Annotated in this window: 11 protein-coding genes; 4 read left to right on the forward strand and 7 right to left on the reverse strand. The window is 42.2% G+C overall.

Features of this window, described 5'->3' with window-relative positions; genetic code table 11:
• Positions 1-12 precede the first annotated feature (12 nt).
• The 3 genes from BUB28_RS10395 (at position 13) to BUB28_RS10405 (ending at position 4,808) form a co-directional block, all read left to right on the forward strand.
• The gene (locus tag BUB28_RS10395) at positions 13-2,334 is read left to right on the forward strand and encodes an ABC transporter ATP-binding protein (RefSeq protein ID WP_072951237.1); all 2,322 of its coding nucleotides are present in this window, start codon (positions 13-15) and stop codon (positions 2,332-2,334) included.
• Positions 2,327-4,180: an ABC transporter ATP-binding protein gene (locus tag BUB28_RS10400; RefSeq protein WP_072951239.1), complete on the forward strand. Its 1,854-nt coding sequence runs from the start codon at positions 2,327-2,329 to the stop codon at positions 4,178-4,180. Before BUB28_RS10395 ends, BUB28_RS10400 begins: the two co-directional genes overlap by 8 nt.
• A gap of 82 nt (positions 4,181-4,262) precedes the next feature.
• Complete coding sequence (locus BUB28_RS10405) at positions 4,263-4,808, forward strand: DUF3877 family protein (protein WP_072951240.1); 546 nt, start codon at positions 4,263-4,265, stop codon at positions 4,806-4,808.
• 225 nt (positions 4,809-5,033) lie between these two features.
• Here the strand turns inward: BUB28_RS10405 and BUB28_RS10410 are convergent, their stop codons facing one another.
• The 5 genes from BUB28_RS10410 to BUB28_RS10430 are packed head-to-tail and all read right to left on the reverse strand — an operon-like array spanning position 5,034 to position 10,516.
• A complete protein-coding gene (locus tag BUB28_RS10410) occupies positions 5,034-6,014 on the reverse strand; it encodes an ion transporter (RefSeq protein WP_072951242.1) in 981 nt (326 codons plus the stop codon).
• Positions 6,007-7,431, reverse strand: a complete 1,425-nt coding sequence (locus tag BUB28_RS10415) for a deoxyguanosinetriphosphate triphosphohydrolase (RefSeq protein ID WP_072951244.1) — start codon at positions 7,429-7,431, stop codon at positions 6,007-6,009. The genes BUB28_RS10410 and BUB28_RS10415 overlap by 8 nt, the downstream gene beginning before the upstream one ends.
• A 1-nt stretch (position 7,432) precedes the next feature.
• A complete protein-coding gene (gene sfsA / locus BUB28_RS10420; protein ID WP_072951246.1) occupies positions 7,433-8,134 on the reverse strand; it encodes a DNA/RNA nuclease SfsA in 702 nt (233 codons plus the stop codon).
• On the reverse strand, positions 8,115-9,749 hold the full coding sequence (locus BUB28_RS10425; RefSeq protein ID WP_072951248.1) for a hypothetical protein: 1,635 nt from the start codon (positions 9,747-9,749) through the stop codon (positions 8,115-8,117). The genes sfsA and BUB28_RS10425 overlap by 20 nt, the downstream gene beginning before the upstream one ends.
• 14 nt (positions 9,750-9,763) lie before the next feature.
• Entirely contained in the window at positions 9,764-10,516 is a 753-nt protein-coding gene (locus BUB28_RS10430; protein ID WP_072951249.1) for a helix-turn-helix domain-containing protein, read from the reverse strand.
• Between the two features lie 178 nt (positions 10,517-10,694).
• Here BUB28_RS10430 and BUB28_RS10435 point away from each other — a divergent pair, with 178 nt between their 5' ends.
• A complete protein-coding gene (locus tag BUB28_RS10435) occupies positions 10,695-12,059 on the forward strand; it encodes an MATE family efflux transporter (RefSeq protein ID WP_072951250.1) in 1,365 nt (454 codons plus the stop codon).
• A 179-nt stretch (positions 12,060-12,238) separates the two neighbouring features.
• On the opposite strand, the gene BUB28_RS10445 is transcribed toward BUB28_RS10435, so the two are convergent.
• Positions 12,239-13,783 (reverse strand): hypothetical protein, encoded by a 1,545-nt coding sequence (locus BUB28_RS10445; RefSeq protein WP_072951253.1) that lies wholly within the window; start codon positions 13,781-13,783, stop codon positions 12,239-12,241.
• Positions 13,780-14,373, reverse strand: coding sequence for an RNA polymerase sigma factor (locus BUB28_RS10450; protein ID WP_072951254.1), 594 nt, complete (start codon positions 14,371-14,373; stop codon positions 13,780-13,782). The genes BUB28_RS10445 and BUB28_RS10450 overlap by 4 nt, the downstream gene beginning before the upstream one ends.
• Positions 14,374-14,515 lie beyond the last annotated feature (142 nt).

Here is a 14,515-nt window from a genome sequence, read left to right on the forward strand (position 1 = left end):
AAGGAGGATAAAATGAAGAGAATAATACTGAATATGGCACCATACTGGCATATCGTGCTTATCATACTCATGTTTCTCGGAATACAGGCGTACTGTGACCTTTCACTGCCTCAGTACACCTCGGACATGATAGATATAGGCATACAAAACCACGGTGTCGAGTATATTCTTCCCGAAAAATTGACATCGGAGGATATGCTGTACTCTACCCTGTTCATGACTGACAGCGAAAAGCAGAAATGGGAGAGCCTTTATACTCAAAACGGGGATATCTACAAAAGAAAGGCTTCCGATAAGGAGCTTGAAAGCTCAAACGCAGATTTCCTTATCCCTATAGCCCTGACACATCAGACAGGAAATATGAGCGAGGAGCAATTCAAAAACACTCTTAAAGAGTCTATGGCAAAAGCACCTCATCAGTCTCCGGAGGAGCTTGATATCGACAGCCTTACTCTCGATGAGATAAGCGAAAATATGCACATGGAGTTGAAAACACATGAGACTAAGAACGAAAAAGGCGTTCTTACGACTTATGTTGATATGCGCCCGATAATGCTGGGACTTATAAGCAACGGTCAGCTTGATGCAGAGCAGATAACCACACTCCGCAGTCAGCTTGAAGAAACCGTTTCAAAGGTAGGAAGCAATACCATGAAGTCAATGGGTATAGCTTATGCCATATCAGCAGACAAATCCGCAGGAGTTGATGTTGACAGCATACAAAAGAAGTACCTTTGGATACAGGGACTGAAAATGCTTTGCATGGCTTTCCTCATGCTTGCCGCTTCCATCGGTGCAGGCTATTTCGCAGCACGTACAGGTGCAGGCATAGGCCGTGACCTGCGTGAAAAGATATTCAAGAAGGTCATAGGTTATTCAAATACCGAAATAGATAAGTTTTCGACCGCTTCACTCATTACACGAAGCACAAATGATGTTCAGCAGATACAGAACGTGACCGCCGTGCTGCTGAGAGTCCTCATGTATGCCCCTATACTCGGTATCGGAGGCGTCATAAAGGTACTCAATACAGGCGCACATATGGGCTGGATAATCATTGCAGCTGTAGCTATTATACTCATGTTCATACTTGTACTTCTGATAATAGCTATGCCTAAATTCAAGATAATGCAGAAGCTTGTTGACGGTCTCAACCTTATATCACGAGAGATACTGACAGGTCTCAGCGTTATAAGAGCCTTCGGACGAGAAAAGGAAGAGGAAAAACGCTTCGACAAGGCTAATACGGAGCTTATGAAAACTCAGCTCTTCACAAACAGAGTCATGACCTTCATGCTTCCGGGTATGACACTGGTCATGTACGGAGTTTCGCTTACTATCGTATGGGTATCAGCTCACAGGATAGATACGGGCGACTTACAGGTCGGCGCAATGACAGCATTTATAAGCTACTCCATACAGATAGTAATGTCATTCCTTATGCTTACAGTAATGTCAGTTGTACTTCCACGTGCAGGTGTTGCTGCCGACAGAATAGATGAAGTGCTCAAAACAGACACTACTGTTCTTGAACCCAAAGAGCCAAAGACTATAACTGCTCCCACTGGTACAGTATGCTTTGACAACGTTTCATTCAAATATCCAAATGCCGATGACAATGCTGTAAGCAATATAAGCTTTACTGCAAGCTCAGGAAAGACTACTGCTATCATAGGCAGTACAGGCTGCGGAAAGACCACTCTCATCAATCTTATACCGCGATTTTACGATGTTACAGAGGGAAGCATAACCGTTGACGGCATAGATGTCCGCGAGCTAAGCAAATCCGACCTCAGAAGCAGAATAGGTCTTGTTCCTCAGAAAGGCGTGCTTTTCTCGGGTACTATAAGCTCTAACCTTAAATTCGGAAAGCCCGATGCTGACGAAGACGAACTGGAAAAGGCTGCCGAAATCGCTCAGGCTATGGAATTCATCTCCGCTGACGAAAACGGCTTTGAAAGAGCTATATCTCAGGGAGGAAGCAATGTTTCGGGCGGACAGAAGCAGCGTCTTGCTATTGCAAGAGCTATCGTCAAAAAGCCTGAGATATACATTTTCGATGACAGCTTCTCGGCTCTTGATATGAAAACAGATGCTGCTCTCAGAAAAGGACTTGAAAAATACGTCAGAAATTCAGCTGTTATCATAGTTGCACAGCGTATAAGCACTATTATGAACGCCGACCAGATAATCGTACTCGATGACGGCAGGATAGTCGGCAAGGGTACTCACAGAGAGCTTATGAAGTCCTGTGATACCTACAAGCAGATAGCAGGCTCTCAGCTCTCTGAGGAAGAACTGAAAAAGAGCATGGGAGGTGAGGATAATGAGTGAAAACAATAACAGCAATATGACTCCCGCCCGTCAGCGTGGACGAATAGGCAGCGGCGGCAGATTTGCTCCCGGTGAAAAGCCAAAGAACTTCAAAGGCTCGATGAAAAAGCTCATATCCTACCTGGGCGCTTATAAGATAGCTATTTTCATAGTTATGATACTTGCCGCAGTTGCTACTGTATTCTCCGTTGTTGGTCCTAAGATAATGGCAAAAGCCACAAATGCCCTTTTTGACGGACTTATGAGCAAGATAGCAGGTACAGGCGGTATCGACTTCGGCTATATCGGAAAGATACTCCTCTTTACACTCAGCCTTTATATTTTCAGCTCAGTGGTAAGCTTTGCGCAGGGCTGGATAATGACAGGCATCTCACAGAAGATATCCTACAAACTAAGAAAGGATATATCAGAAAAGATCGGACGTATGCCTATGGGCTACTTTGAGAGCCGAACCTATGGCGAGGTGCTGTCGCGTATCACAAACGACGTTGATACTCTCGGCACAACTCTCAATCAGAGCATCACCCAGATAATAACATCTGTGGCTACTCTTGTGGGTACGCTTGTAATGATGCTTTCGATCTCACCGCTGATGACACTTATATCAATCGTCATACTTCCGATATCAGCCATACTTCTGTCCCTTGTCATAAAGAAATCACAGAAGCATTTCCGTACTCAGCAGGAATATCTCGGACATATAAACGGTCTCGTTGAAGAGACCTACAGCGGTCATACAGTTGTTCAGGCTTTCAACAAGGAAGAAGAAACTTTGAAGGATTTCTGCAATACAAACGATGTTCTGTATAAATCCGCATGGAAATCACAGTTCATATCGGGTATTATGATGCCTATTATGCAGTTCGTAGGTAATCTTGGTTATGCAGGCGTAGCTATCTCAGGCGGACTCCTTGCTATAAAGGGAGTTATCGGCATCGGCGATATACAGGCGTTTATCCAGTATGTCAAGCAGTTTACCCAGCCTATCCAGCAGATAGCTCAGGTCATAAATCAGGTACAGTCAATGACAGCGGCTGCTGAGAGAGTTTTTGAATTCCTTGAAGAAGAGGAAGAGGAACAGGTGCCTGATAATGCGGTTATCCCTGAAAATGTAGTCGGCGATGTAAGCTTTGACCATGTTTCCTTTGGATATAACAAGGATAAGATAATCATTGGTGATTTCAGTGCCGACATAAAGGCTGGACAGAAGATTGCAATAGTTGGTCCTACGGGCGCAGGAAAAACCACAATGGTAAAGCTGCTCATGCGCTTCTACGATGTTAACGGCGGTACTATCTCCCTTGACGGAACTGATATCCGCAGGATACCGCGCGGTGAGCTCAGAAAGAGCTTCGGCATGGTCTTGCAGGACACATGGCTTTTCAACGGCACTATTATGGAGAATATCCGCTACGGCAGACTTGACGCCACAGATGAAGAGGTCATTGCAGCTGCAAAAGCCGCTCACGCTCATCATTTCATAAAGTCGCTGCCGAACGGCTACGATATGGTGCTCAACGAGGACGCAAGCAACGTTTCACAGGGACAAAAGCAGCTCCTTACTATTGCAAGAGCTATCCTTTCAGACTCTAAGGTAATGATACTCGACGAAGCTACTTCTTCTGTCGATACACGCACGGAGGTGCTCATACAGGACGCTATGGATCGCCTTATGAGCGGCAGAACAAGCTTTATAATCGCTCACCGCCTTTCAACTATAAAGAATGCTGATATCATACTCGTTATGAAGGACGGCGATATCATAGAACAGGGCAATCACCAGGAACTTCTTGAAAAGAACGGCTTCTACGCTCAGCTTTATAATTCACAGTTTGAAAGTGCATAAACGAAAAACGGTCTCACAAGAGACCGTTTTTTATTGATTTGTATTGAATAATATGCTATACTTATCTTCGGAGGTAATATCTATGACTTTTGAAAGACTTGAAAAGAATATAAGCGATAACATATACGAGGCTCAGCTCAAACTCGGCTACGATAACCGTCCTATGAGCCTTAACTATACAAATGCCACTCTTTGTCATCTCATCGGTAAGGACTACACAACAGATGAAATGGCTGAAATACTTGAAAAATTCGCCGAGGAAATGACGAAAAAGCTTGGAAAAATAGCTTTTCACAGTATAAAAGACGGCTTCTGCATCACTATACCAGCCGAAGGAACAGCCTATGTTCACACACAAAGCCGTGAACATGAATTTATGGCAAAGCTTGTGGAAACAGTCAGATGCCATGCGGACACCGAAAAAGTACTTGCTGTATTTAAAGAAGCATCGGAAAATACTTCCATAACCGAGCTTAATAACGAAGAATTCCGCTATCTTATATATTTCCCGGATAAAAAGCCTGATGAATATTATTACTGCGTATCCGAGGAAGAAGAAATAGACGGAAGTATCCACGCATCATACCACAGGTTCATTCGTGAGGATTATGAGGAACTTGGGTTCTGAAATGGACAAAAGCTGTATTCGCCTATGAACACAGCTTTTCTGATCTGTCCGTTACAAAGAAATTGCCTCAGCCGATAATGTGCAGATATATCAACCGCGGCATCGCTCAAATAACAACCCAATTATTCTCGCAATTTAATTATAGCATTTATATCTAACCATGTCAATATGAAAGAGCGTTATTTGTCTAAAGCAACAAATAACGCTCTGTTTTTTTTATTTATCTTATTTCTTTGATTTTACTATCTTTTCGCTTTTAACAATAAGGATATCATTTATTTTTACCTTGACATTTTCCGTGGGAACTATAGTAAGCTCGCCTCTCAGCACAACAAGAATGACTATATTGTATTTTTCACGTATGTCAGATACATTCATTCCCATAAAACAGCTTTCACGGTCAACAAATATCTCTCCGACCTCTTTAATATCGCAGAATTTAGTATCAGAATGCTGATTTTTCGTGTACTGTTCAACAAATCCCGCACTTATGATACCTGTGGGGATAGCAACCACTCCAACTCCGAGAAAAGCTATACATATAGCCATAAGCTTGCCTATAACAGTTATGGGATAAATATCACCATAGCCTACAGTAAGAAGGGTCGATACGCTCCACCATATGCCCGAAAATGCGTTCCTGAAAGTTTCAGGCTGAGCCTCATGCTCAACGCTGTATATTCCCAGCGATGATGCGAGCATAAGAACGATGATAATGAAAACGGATGAAATAATCTGGTTTTTCTTTTCTGTCAGGACTGTTGTGATAACGTGAAAGGAGTCATAATGTGCATTGACTCTGAAAAGGTGAAATATCCTTACCACTCTCAACATTCTGAATACGATGAAACCGTCAAGGAAGAAAAACGGCAGTATGGTAAGCAGGTCAACTATGCCGTCAAAGGAGATGAGAAATCTCATTCTCGCCGTGAATTTTCCTAACTTTGGATAAAGATAATCCGCTGTCCATATCCTGAGTATATATTCAATGCAGAATACCGACATAGTTGAAAGCTCTATAACAGTAAAAAAACTGCTGAATCTTTCAAGCTGGTCAAAGGTGGAAAGGAAAACAGTAAGTATATTCAGAATAATTACAGTTACTATAAGATAATCAAAAAATCTGCTTGGGAAATCATATTTGTTTCCGATCTGAATAATATCAAAAATACGCTTCCTAAGCTTATTTTTCTTTACTTCACTCAATTCCGCTCAGCTCCCTGTAAAGTTTTTGTGCATAGCCGTCTGTCATGCCGCAAATGAAGTCAGTTACCAGCATAAGCCTTAGGTAAAGCTTTTCATTCTCCTGCTTTCCCTTTGAATTTATCCTGTAGGCACGTATATAGTTCTCGGAAACAAGCTTCATTATGCGCTGTTCTATGGCGGAGCTTTCATGCTCTGTGTCGTAAATTATCGCTGCATTGACAAGCTTGCTCAGCAGGAATTCGTATATCTCACCTGCTGCTATCTCAAGCCTGCATATCTCCTTGGACTGAAAAACATATCGGAATGCTATATCTCCCAGGGCATAAGCAAGAGCATTTCCGTGTGAAGCTGCAAGAAGCTCCTTAGGGAAGCTGCCTTCCATTATCTCCTTGTAATTATTTGTAAAACCGAAAGCCGCACATTTCAGCAATACACCCTGTACATAGATAGTCCAGCGCTGAACAGAATTCTGCTCAGGTGAGGATATACCATTTTCACACGCCTGACGGTAATAGTCCTCAAGCTTATTGACAGCCTTTCCGTATTCCTCTCTCTCGGCTTCATCTGCGCATTTATCCATATACTTATTTTTCAGGTCTGACAATAGCCGTTCATAACTTACAAAGCCTTTTTTTACAGCGTCCTCGATATCTGCTGTCTTATAAGCGATATCGTCAGCAGATTCAAGTATGAAAGCAAGAGGGTGACGGCAGTCAACAGCTCCCGTACTGTTTACTATATCCTCAAAAATATCCTTATCGGCATAGTAATAGCCCATTTTCTTATCCTTGATGTTACCGCTCTTTTTATTTATAGCTGTTGACGGAACAGGATACTTTATGATAGTATTCAGCAGAGTATAGGTGAGGTTCATTCCGTTTTCATCAACAAGGAAATGAAGCTTCGTAAGCAGCCTGAGTGCCTGCGCATTGCCCTCAAAGTGATAAAGGTCGCCAAGCATCTGCGGAGTAAGCAATTCATCTATCTTTCTGCCGTCAAATTCAAGCTTATGCAAATTTTTCCTGAACCAGTCACGGACATAGTCCTCACCGAAATGACCGAATGGAGGATTGCCGATATCATGGATAAGTCCCGCACATTCAAGAACACTGCATATCTTGCCGATATCCTCATAGGTCAGGTCAGCGTCCTTGTTGTATTGCAGTATATTGCGGAATATCATCTGACCGAGGGATTTTGCAAATGAAGATACTTCAAGAGAATGAGTAAGACGGGTCCTTACAAAGTCTCCCCTGTCGAGAGGAAAAACCTGTGTCTTGTCCTGCAAGCGGCGGAATGACGCACTGCCGATTATCCTGTGATAATCACGCTGAAACTCATTTCTTGTATCTGTACTTACAGAAGTAGTCGAATAGCTCCTTCTGCGCTTTTCGCATAATAATTTTTTCCAGTTCATATTACAGCTCCGTTCTTACCATAATTGGCTTGTCGATAACTATACTATCGGGAGTAACGATGCAGTCATACGCAAGTATATGGACTCCTGCCTGCTGTGCTGCTCTGAGAGCATCACCAAACTCCCTGTGCATCTCGTCATTGGGACGAAATTCCTTTATTTCCTTCATCTGTATAACAAAGAGCAGATATGCTCCGTATCCCTCACCTGCTGCGCGTACAAGCTCATTTATATGCTTAACTCCCCGTTCGGTTGGAGCGTCGGGAAAGCTTGCTATACCGCAGTTTTCAAGAGTAACGCCTTTTACTTCGAGAAAAGATATCTTTCCCTTATCCTCTATACTGAAATCGAATCGTGAAGCTCCGTATGTAAACTCGCGGCGTATAACAGCCTGCTCCGAGAATAAATTACCGCCTTTCAGCCACTCATCAGCCGCCGCATTAGGTATCTGTGAATCCATATTCACGAGCAGAGGCGGAAGTCCGTCACGCAGCTTTTCAACTACAACAAGGTCATATCTTGTCTTTCTTTCGGGATTAGACGAGCGCTCGAGATATACCGCAGCGCCCTCACGAAGAAGCTCCCTGCACCGTCCCGTATTCTTTACATGGACACGCTCTTTTCTGCCCTCTATAAGCACATCTGCGATGAACCTGTTGGGACGTTCAAGAAACACAGCTTTTTCAATATGTTGATACTTCATATTCCTTACCGTATATCTCCTTGTATGCATCCCTTGTGCACATTACATATACATTGTAAGTATCGCATTTATCCTTGAATATCCTTCTGCCCTTTCCTACATATGCCACAGCGAGATAATCATCCTGCAATCCCAGTTCATCACATATAAATCCTGTTTCCTGAGGTCCGTCGCAGACCATTATGTAAGGTGCGCCTTCTGATCTCCACTTTTCAAGCACCTCTGCCTTTTCAGCTTCATCAGCCACTTTATGCGATATAAATGCCAGATCATAATTGAGATTATAGAAAATACTTCTGTCAAAATACGCATTTGCAGCTACGCTTGAAGCATTTACCATATAAATATCGCTCTTAGACCATGTTGTTAATATCTTCTTTTCTTCAAGTCCCTTATCCTTTATCCACTCTGCAATTGCAGGAGCAGGATCATAGGGCAGCTTTATTTCACGGTAAAAGCTAAGACTGTCCCAATATATATTTATTACCGAAAAGGCTGCTGCTGCGCCTATAATTATTTTCTTTGCAAAAGATGCAGACATTCCTGCTTTCTCCGCAAGTTCAGTGAATTCACTTATTTTTATCTGTTCTTTATCCGATGCAGTCCACAGTATGAACAGCATATACATAAAGAAGATACCGAAATGATGCGGCATGATATGCAAAGATGTAAGAACGGCTATGAAAGCATACGGTATGAAAAGCTCTGCGACCATGCGTCTTTTCTTGCAGATGACGAATAACGCCGCCCATATAAGCAATGATATTGCTCCTGCTGCAATGACCTCACCAATGGGATTTACTTCCTGTCTCATGTACATAAGCTCAGAGGAGAATGAAGTAAACAGGTTTTCAGACGGTATAAGCAGCCAGCTGAACAGATAACATACAGGAAGACTGTGATAATTCGGGTTTACGGTCTGCTTTGCGGCAAATGTATCCGAATGAGGCATAATATCAGCTATCATAGTCATTGCAGCTGCAAAAAGCATCACATAGCATACAAGCAGCTTTTTATTTGATATTATACCTGTACACATCTTCTTAATGCTGCGTTCTCTTATAGCCTCTCCCACCATATCTGCAACAACGATACCGCCTGCAAATGCAATGCTATATGAATGAACTACGCACATGAATATCAGTGCCAGACAGTATCTCAGTGGCTTCTCATGCCTTTCCTTATAGCACATCGCTGCCAGCAAGCACGAACAGGTCAGCATCATATACGGTCGGGATATCACGCTGTACTGATACAGCAGGAAAAAACTGAAAGGTATGACTGCTTTTGCCGCCCTGCTGAACGGCGAACGGAACTGTATCAGCAGCACAACAGCTTCAACAAATATGAAATTCACCGACTTTATGGCTGCTTCAAACGACAGTCCCAGAGATGCGGCACATTTTAACAGTATATGCCACATAGGAGGGTGACCTTCATAGTGTGTCCAGTACATCAGCACATCATGCCATGATGAGTCTCTTGCAAGCAGATAAGCCTGCGCTTCGTCGAACCACGGCTCGTGGCAGTACAGTCCGATTATCGTCAAAGCAGACACAACAACTGTGATAATGACCGATATCATGATATCGGTCTTTTTATTCTTTGAAACCATTTATTCGCACCTCGTTATTTATTCTGTTCCATTACGTCCAGATAATGAAGCTCTCTGAACTTTTTCGGAGTAATGCCGTTTATCTTCTTGAATACGCTTATGAATGCACTCTGTGATGAAAAACCAAGAGCAAGCGAGATCTCAAGGCATGAAAAATCAGAATATCTCAGCAGATTTTCAGCTGTCGATACCTTTGCCTGTATTATGAAGCTTTTTATGCTCATTCCCTTTTCCTTTGAAAAGAGCTTTGAAAGATACGACGGATTAAGCCCCACATGAGCCGCAAGCAGCGTAAGTGTCAGTTCCTCGTGGAGATGCTCATATATATAATCTATACACTTCCTGACATGGATAGATATTACATTTTCCTTTTTTAGTGTACGCATACGCTCGGTAAAATCAAGCTGCATCTCTCCGAGCAGGTCGATTATCCTGTCCACATCATTCAGCTTATCCGCACGCTGTATAAATATATCGCTGAGGGTATAGGCTGTATTATGGTCCATACCGCCCTCGATGCAAAATCTTGCTACAAGTGCGACTGCGGTAACAAAATGATACATTACATTTCTGACAGGGTCGTTTGAAAGCGTACCCTTTCCCTCAAAAAAATTCCTGCGTATGATCTCGAACCTCTTTTTTATACCTTCAATATCTCCTGCCTGAACCATTCTGTAGGCGCTCAGCTCTCTCTCAAAGGGACTTCGCATAAAGCCATCGTTTTTTTGTATATAAAGCCTGTAATTCAGATCGCGGTCAGTTTTCATAAGCTTTCCCCCAATGCAAAAATTGCTGCCATTTTCCATTATTTGCTGTAATTCTATTATATCCTATTTTTGATACAAATGCAATATTTCTGATATAATTTATTTTTCTGTTCGACTATAATAAACACAATGAATAACAAACACAAACAACGTGATATTACTGTAAAGGAGGAGTTTTATGGCTAAAGCGAATGATCTTACCCAGGGCAGGGTAACAGGACTTATACTTAAATTCTATTTTCCTATGCTGCTCACAAATATGCTTCAGCAGCTTTACACTATAGCTGATACAGCTATAGTCGGAAAAGGACTTGGTGACAACGCACTTGCAGCAGTCGGTAATATGTCCTCCCTTACATTTCTTATATTCGGCTTTTCAATGGGACTTGCCAACGGATTTTCAGTCATTATCGCCCAGAGCTTCGGCGCAAAGGACTATTCCAAGCTCAGACGCTCTGTCGCTTCATCGGCAATGCTGTGCTTTATGATAGGAATTGCTCTTACGGCAGTAAGCACCTCCTTCCTCAGGCCAATACTCCACCTTCTGAGAACTGACGAAGCCATAATGCATGACGGTCTTGTATACGGCTACTTTATATTCGGCGGACTTATAGCGACTATAACCTATAATCTCTGTTCATGCATACTCCGCGCTCTCGGCGACAGCAAGACTCCGTTCATTGCTATAATAATATCCAGCATAGTCAATATCTTCCTTGACAGCTTCTTTATCTTCGTCCTGAAAACAGGTGTTGAGGGAGCAGCTATAGCTACAATATTCTCGCAGATTATGTCAGCCTTCATATGCTGGCTGAGGATACGCAAAATAGAGGAGCTCAACATTTCAAAAGAAGATTTCCGCGGCAACCGCAAGCTTTACGGCGAGCTTTTCAAAAACGGTCTCCCAATGGCATTCATGAATTCTATCACAGCAATTGGCTGTATGGTAATACAGTATTTCGTAAACGGTCTCGGAGTTGCTTATACCACAGCTTACTCCGCTTGCAGCAAATTTCTCAATCTCTTTATGCAGCCCGCCTGCACAGCAGGATTTACAATGTCATCATTCACCAGCCAGAATTACGGTGCAAGGAAATTTGACCGTATCCGTGAAGGGCTCCATGTATGCCTCACTATCACAACTATCTCCTATGTTGTGCTTGGCTCGGTAATGGTATTCTTCCCCGAAGCACTTGCAAGACTCATGGTAAACGGCACAGAGCCTGTTGCTATCGCAAAGACATATCTCCCTGTATGCGGAATATTCCTCTTTGCAGTTGATTACCTCTTTGTATTCAGAAACGGCTGTCAGGGCTTCGGAAAACCTTTCGTCCCCATGATATCGGGTATACTCGAAATGGCACTGAGAATAGCAGTCATCGCGCTCTTTATCTCAACATTGGGCTTCAGAGCTACGGCATATGCCGAGGCTTCCGCATGGATAGGAGCAATGATACTTAATATGACTGCATTTGAGCATACTCTCAGGAAAAATCTCGCAAAACCTGTTTTACACAGGAAAGAGATGAAAACAGTTGCATGATCCCAGACTGGTTTATCAGTCGAACATATACACCCAATCACTTCCTCACTCAGCTGTCTGCACCTCATCTTGCAGACAGCACTTTTTTTGCAAAAAACAGCCCCTCGTTTTCACGAAGGGCTGTATCCGAACTTTCTTTTGCAATTCAGCTTAAACGTCAGCGAGTTTCCGCAAGCTGATCATTGATCTTTTTCTTTTATTTTTGGTGCTTCATATATTCTCCCAGCTTTTTCTGCCTGACTCTCTATCTCACGCATTATTTCTTCATTAATTTTATCATTGTCAGCAGCTTTTTCCTGTTCGGACGCTGTTTTCTCCACATACTCCGTATTATAGCCTATGTCGGTTCTGCGTATCTTTATAATATCGTCTGAGTCATTTATTTTGATATTAATAGTCGGATCACTGAATGATGAATACGTGAGGAAATTTAATGCAGAAATATATATTCTCAGGCTTTTCTTTGCATCAACATCGGCAGGAGCATAGATATCATAATTGCTGATATGAATTGTATCATCATCGTATGACTTAAATTCACTGTAATCAGAAGTATCTAACGTAAAAGCTTCATTACTATCAATAGTATCAAAGGTATCGATCTGATAATCACCATTTGGCTTATAATCTATTTCCAGATGATCTGTACCGTCCTTTAATAAGCTTTCACCTGCATGATAATATGGCATATAATAGCTTGGCGGAATGGCTTCTGATTTCGCATTATCAGCTGAGAAATAATCCTTACATCTAAACAGCGAGTGACTTTCCTCGGGCATTGCCGATGAACAATCAAAACTAAGAGATCTCTTCCAGAGCTTTTCAGACCCGGGAACAGAAACTGCTTCACCATCACCATTGCTGTAACGATAGCCCCTGATGTCATAATAATATACTCCGCTGTTATCATTAGCCAATTTGTTATAAATAACATCGGCAGTAAGCTTCATTACATCATCATTGAGCTTGAAGACCTCTTTTATGCTGTAAGATGCTAAAAACACTGCTTTTCCGTCATTATCCATTACAGCGTCTGCTTTGCTGCTTGTAAACCAACTGCTTATAGCCGATCGTGTATCATTGTCCGAATCATAAAATCCGCTCTCAAAGTCGATGCTGCTCACTTCTTCATCGCTGAACTTCGCCTTTGAATCAGCAGCTGCAAGGATATTTCCCGAATTATAATCGCCTTTATATTCCACAGCATATATCTGATTGGTTGGATAGTCATGTATCATTCTGACATAAACACGTACATTGATACCGTCCTTATCCATTTCGTCAAAGGGACAATTATAAAAAGGTGTAACAAGAACGTCCTTTTCAATATAATCCTTCAGCGTCATATCATATATCTTATATGTGTGTTCATTTGTTTCCGTTGATATTTCCGCCAATATGGATCTGTACTGGTTATTGTTATCACCGCCGATATTAGAAAGAAATTCCTGTACAAAAGCCGTTTTTGGAAGTATCCCCACAAACAGCACTATTGCAGCCGCAGCAGCTGTCCATTTAAGCACAGGCACTGTTTTTCGTCTGCCTGTAACGTTTTCAAGGTCACTTACGGTAAACTCGCTGTCGGAAAAATCCGAATCTTTCTCAGGAAAAGCTCTTGCAGAGATCTTGTCGAAGCAGTCTACAGAGGACGAAAGCTCGTTCATCCTGTCCTTCAGAAGCTGTTCAAATTCCTGATCTCCAACTATATCATTTTTCTTTTTCACTGATCTTCACCTGCCTTTTCCTGTAAAATGGATATTGCTTTTTTGTACCTTGATTTTGCCGTAGTTTCGGGACATTTCATTACCTGTGCTATCTGCTTGAAGGTAAGCTCCGCACAGCATTTCAGGATAACGGTCTCTCTTTGCTTATCATTTAAATACTTCAGAAGCTGATTTATATAAATACTGTCCTCGACAGTTTTTTCTGCCTCGCCGTAGCTTTGAATAATAAAATTCGTTATCTCTTTTTTATACCTTCGGCGAAGTTCAAATGCAACGTTGCGAGCTATTGTGATTATAAAACCCTTGCCGTCCCCTTTTCTTGCAGAAAAACGTTTTACCTGCGTAAGCCTGACAAAAGTTTCGGTAACGCAGTCCTCAGCAAGATGATAGTCAGAGGTTATACCGAATGCAACGGCAAATACCATATCCTTGAACATGACGTAAAGCTTGCTTAGGCTATCCTTCGATGTCCTGCAGCTCATTATAAGTTCATTTACAGTATTATCCGCTTCGGGCGATGTTTTTTTCTTAGTAAAAGAAGTAAGAATTGTTCCGTCACCTCCGCTGAAATAATTCGTATCGGCATTCATTATATCACTCCTTTCGGTTTCAGAGGCAGGGGCATTCTCCCCGACTTGCAAGCTCCTCTGAAGCTCCTATGAAAGCTTTCACCTATAAGTGATTTCAGATGCCAAAAAAGACGAAAAAAGCTGAAAAAAATTTTTTATATGT

It is taken from the genome of Ruminococcus flavefaciens (assembly GCF_900143025.1).
Classification (GTDB): domain Bacteria; phylum Bacillota; class Clostridia; order Oscillospirales; family Ruminococcaceae; genus Ruminococcus; species Ruminococcus flavefaciens_I.

Bases quoted from the DNA above. Each gene is read 5' to 3' on its own strand.
- BUB28_RS10450 (WP_072951254.1), bottom strand. From the start codon at position 14,373: ATGAATGCCGATACGAATTATTTCAGCGGAGGTGACGGAACAATTCTT.
- BUB28_RS10425 (WP_072951248.1), bottom strand. From the start codon at position 9,749: ATGGTTTCAAAGAATAAAAAGACCGATATCATGATATCGGTCATTATC.
- BUB28_RS10435 (WP_072951250.1), top strand. From the start codon at position 10,695: ATGGCTAAAGCGAATGATCTTACCCAGGGCAGGGTAACAGGACTTATA.
- BUB28_RS10395 (WP_072951237.1), top strand. From the start codon at position 13: ATGAAGAGAATAATACTGAATATGGCACCATACTGGCATATCGTGCTT.
- BUB28_RS10430 (WP_072951249.1), bottom strand. From the start codon at position 10,516: ATGAAAACTGACCGCGATCTGAATTACAGGCTTTATATACAAAAAAAC.
- sfsA (WP_072951246.1), bottom strand. From the start codon at position 8,134: ATGAAGTATCAACATATTGAAAAAGCTGTGTTTCTTGAACGTCCCAAC.
- BUB28_RS10400 (WP_072951239.1), top strand. From the start codon at position 2,327: ATGAGTGAAAACAATAACAGCAATATGACTCCCGCCCGTCAGCGTGGA.
- BUB28_RS10405 (WP_072951240.1), top strand. From the start codon at position 4,263: ATGACTTTTGAAAGACTTGAAAAGAATATAAGCGATAACATATACGAG.
- BUB28_RS10415 (WP_072951244.1), bottom strand. From the start codon at position 7,431: ATGAACTGGAAAAAATTATTATGCGAAAAGCGCAGAAGGAGCTATTCG.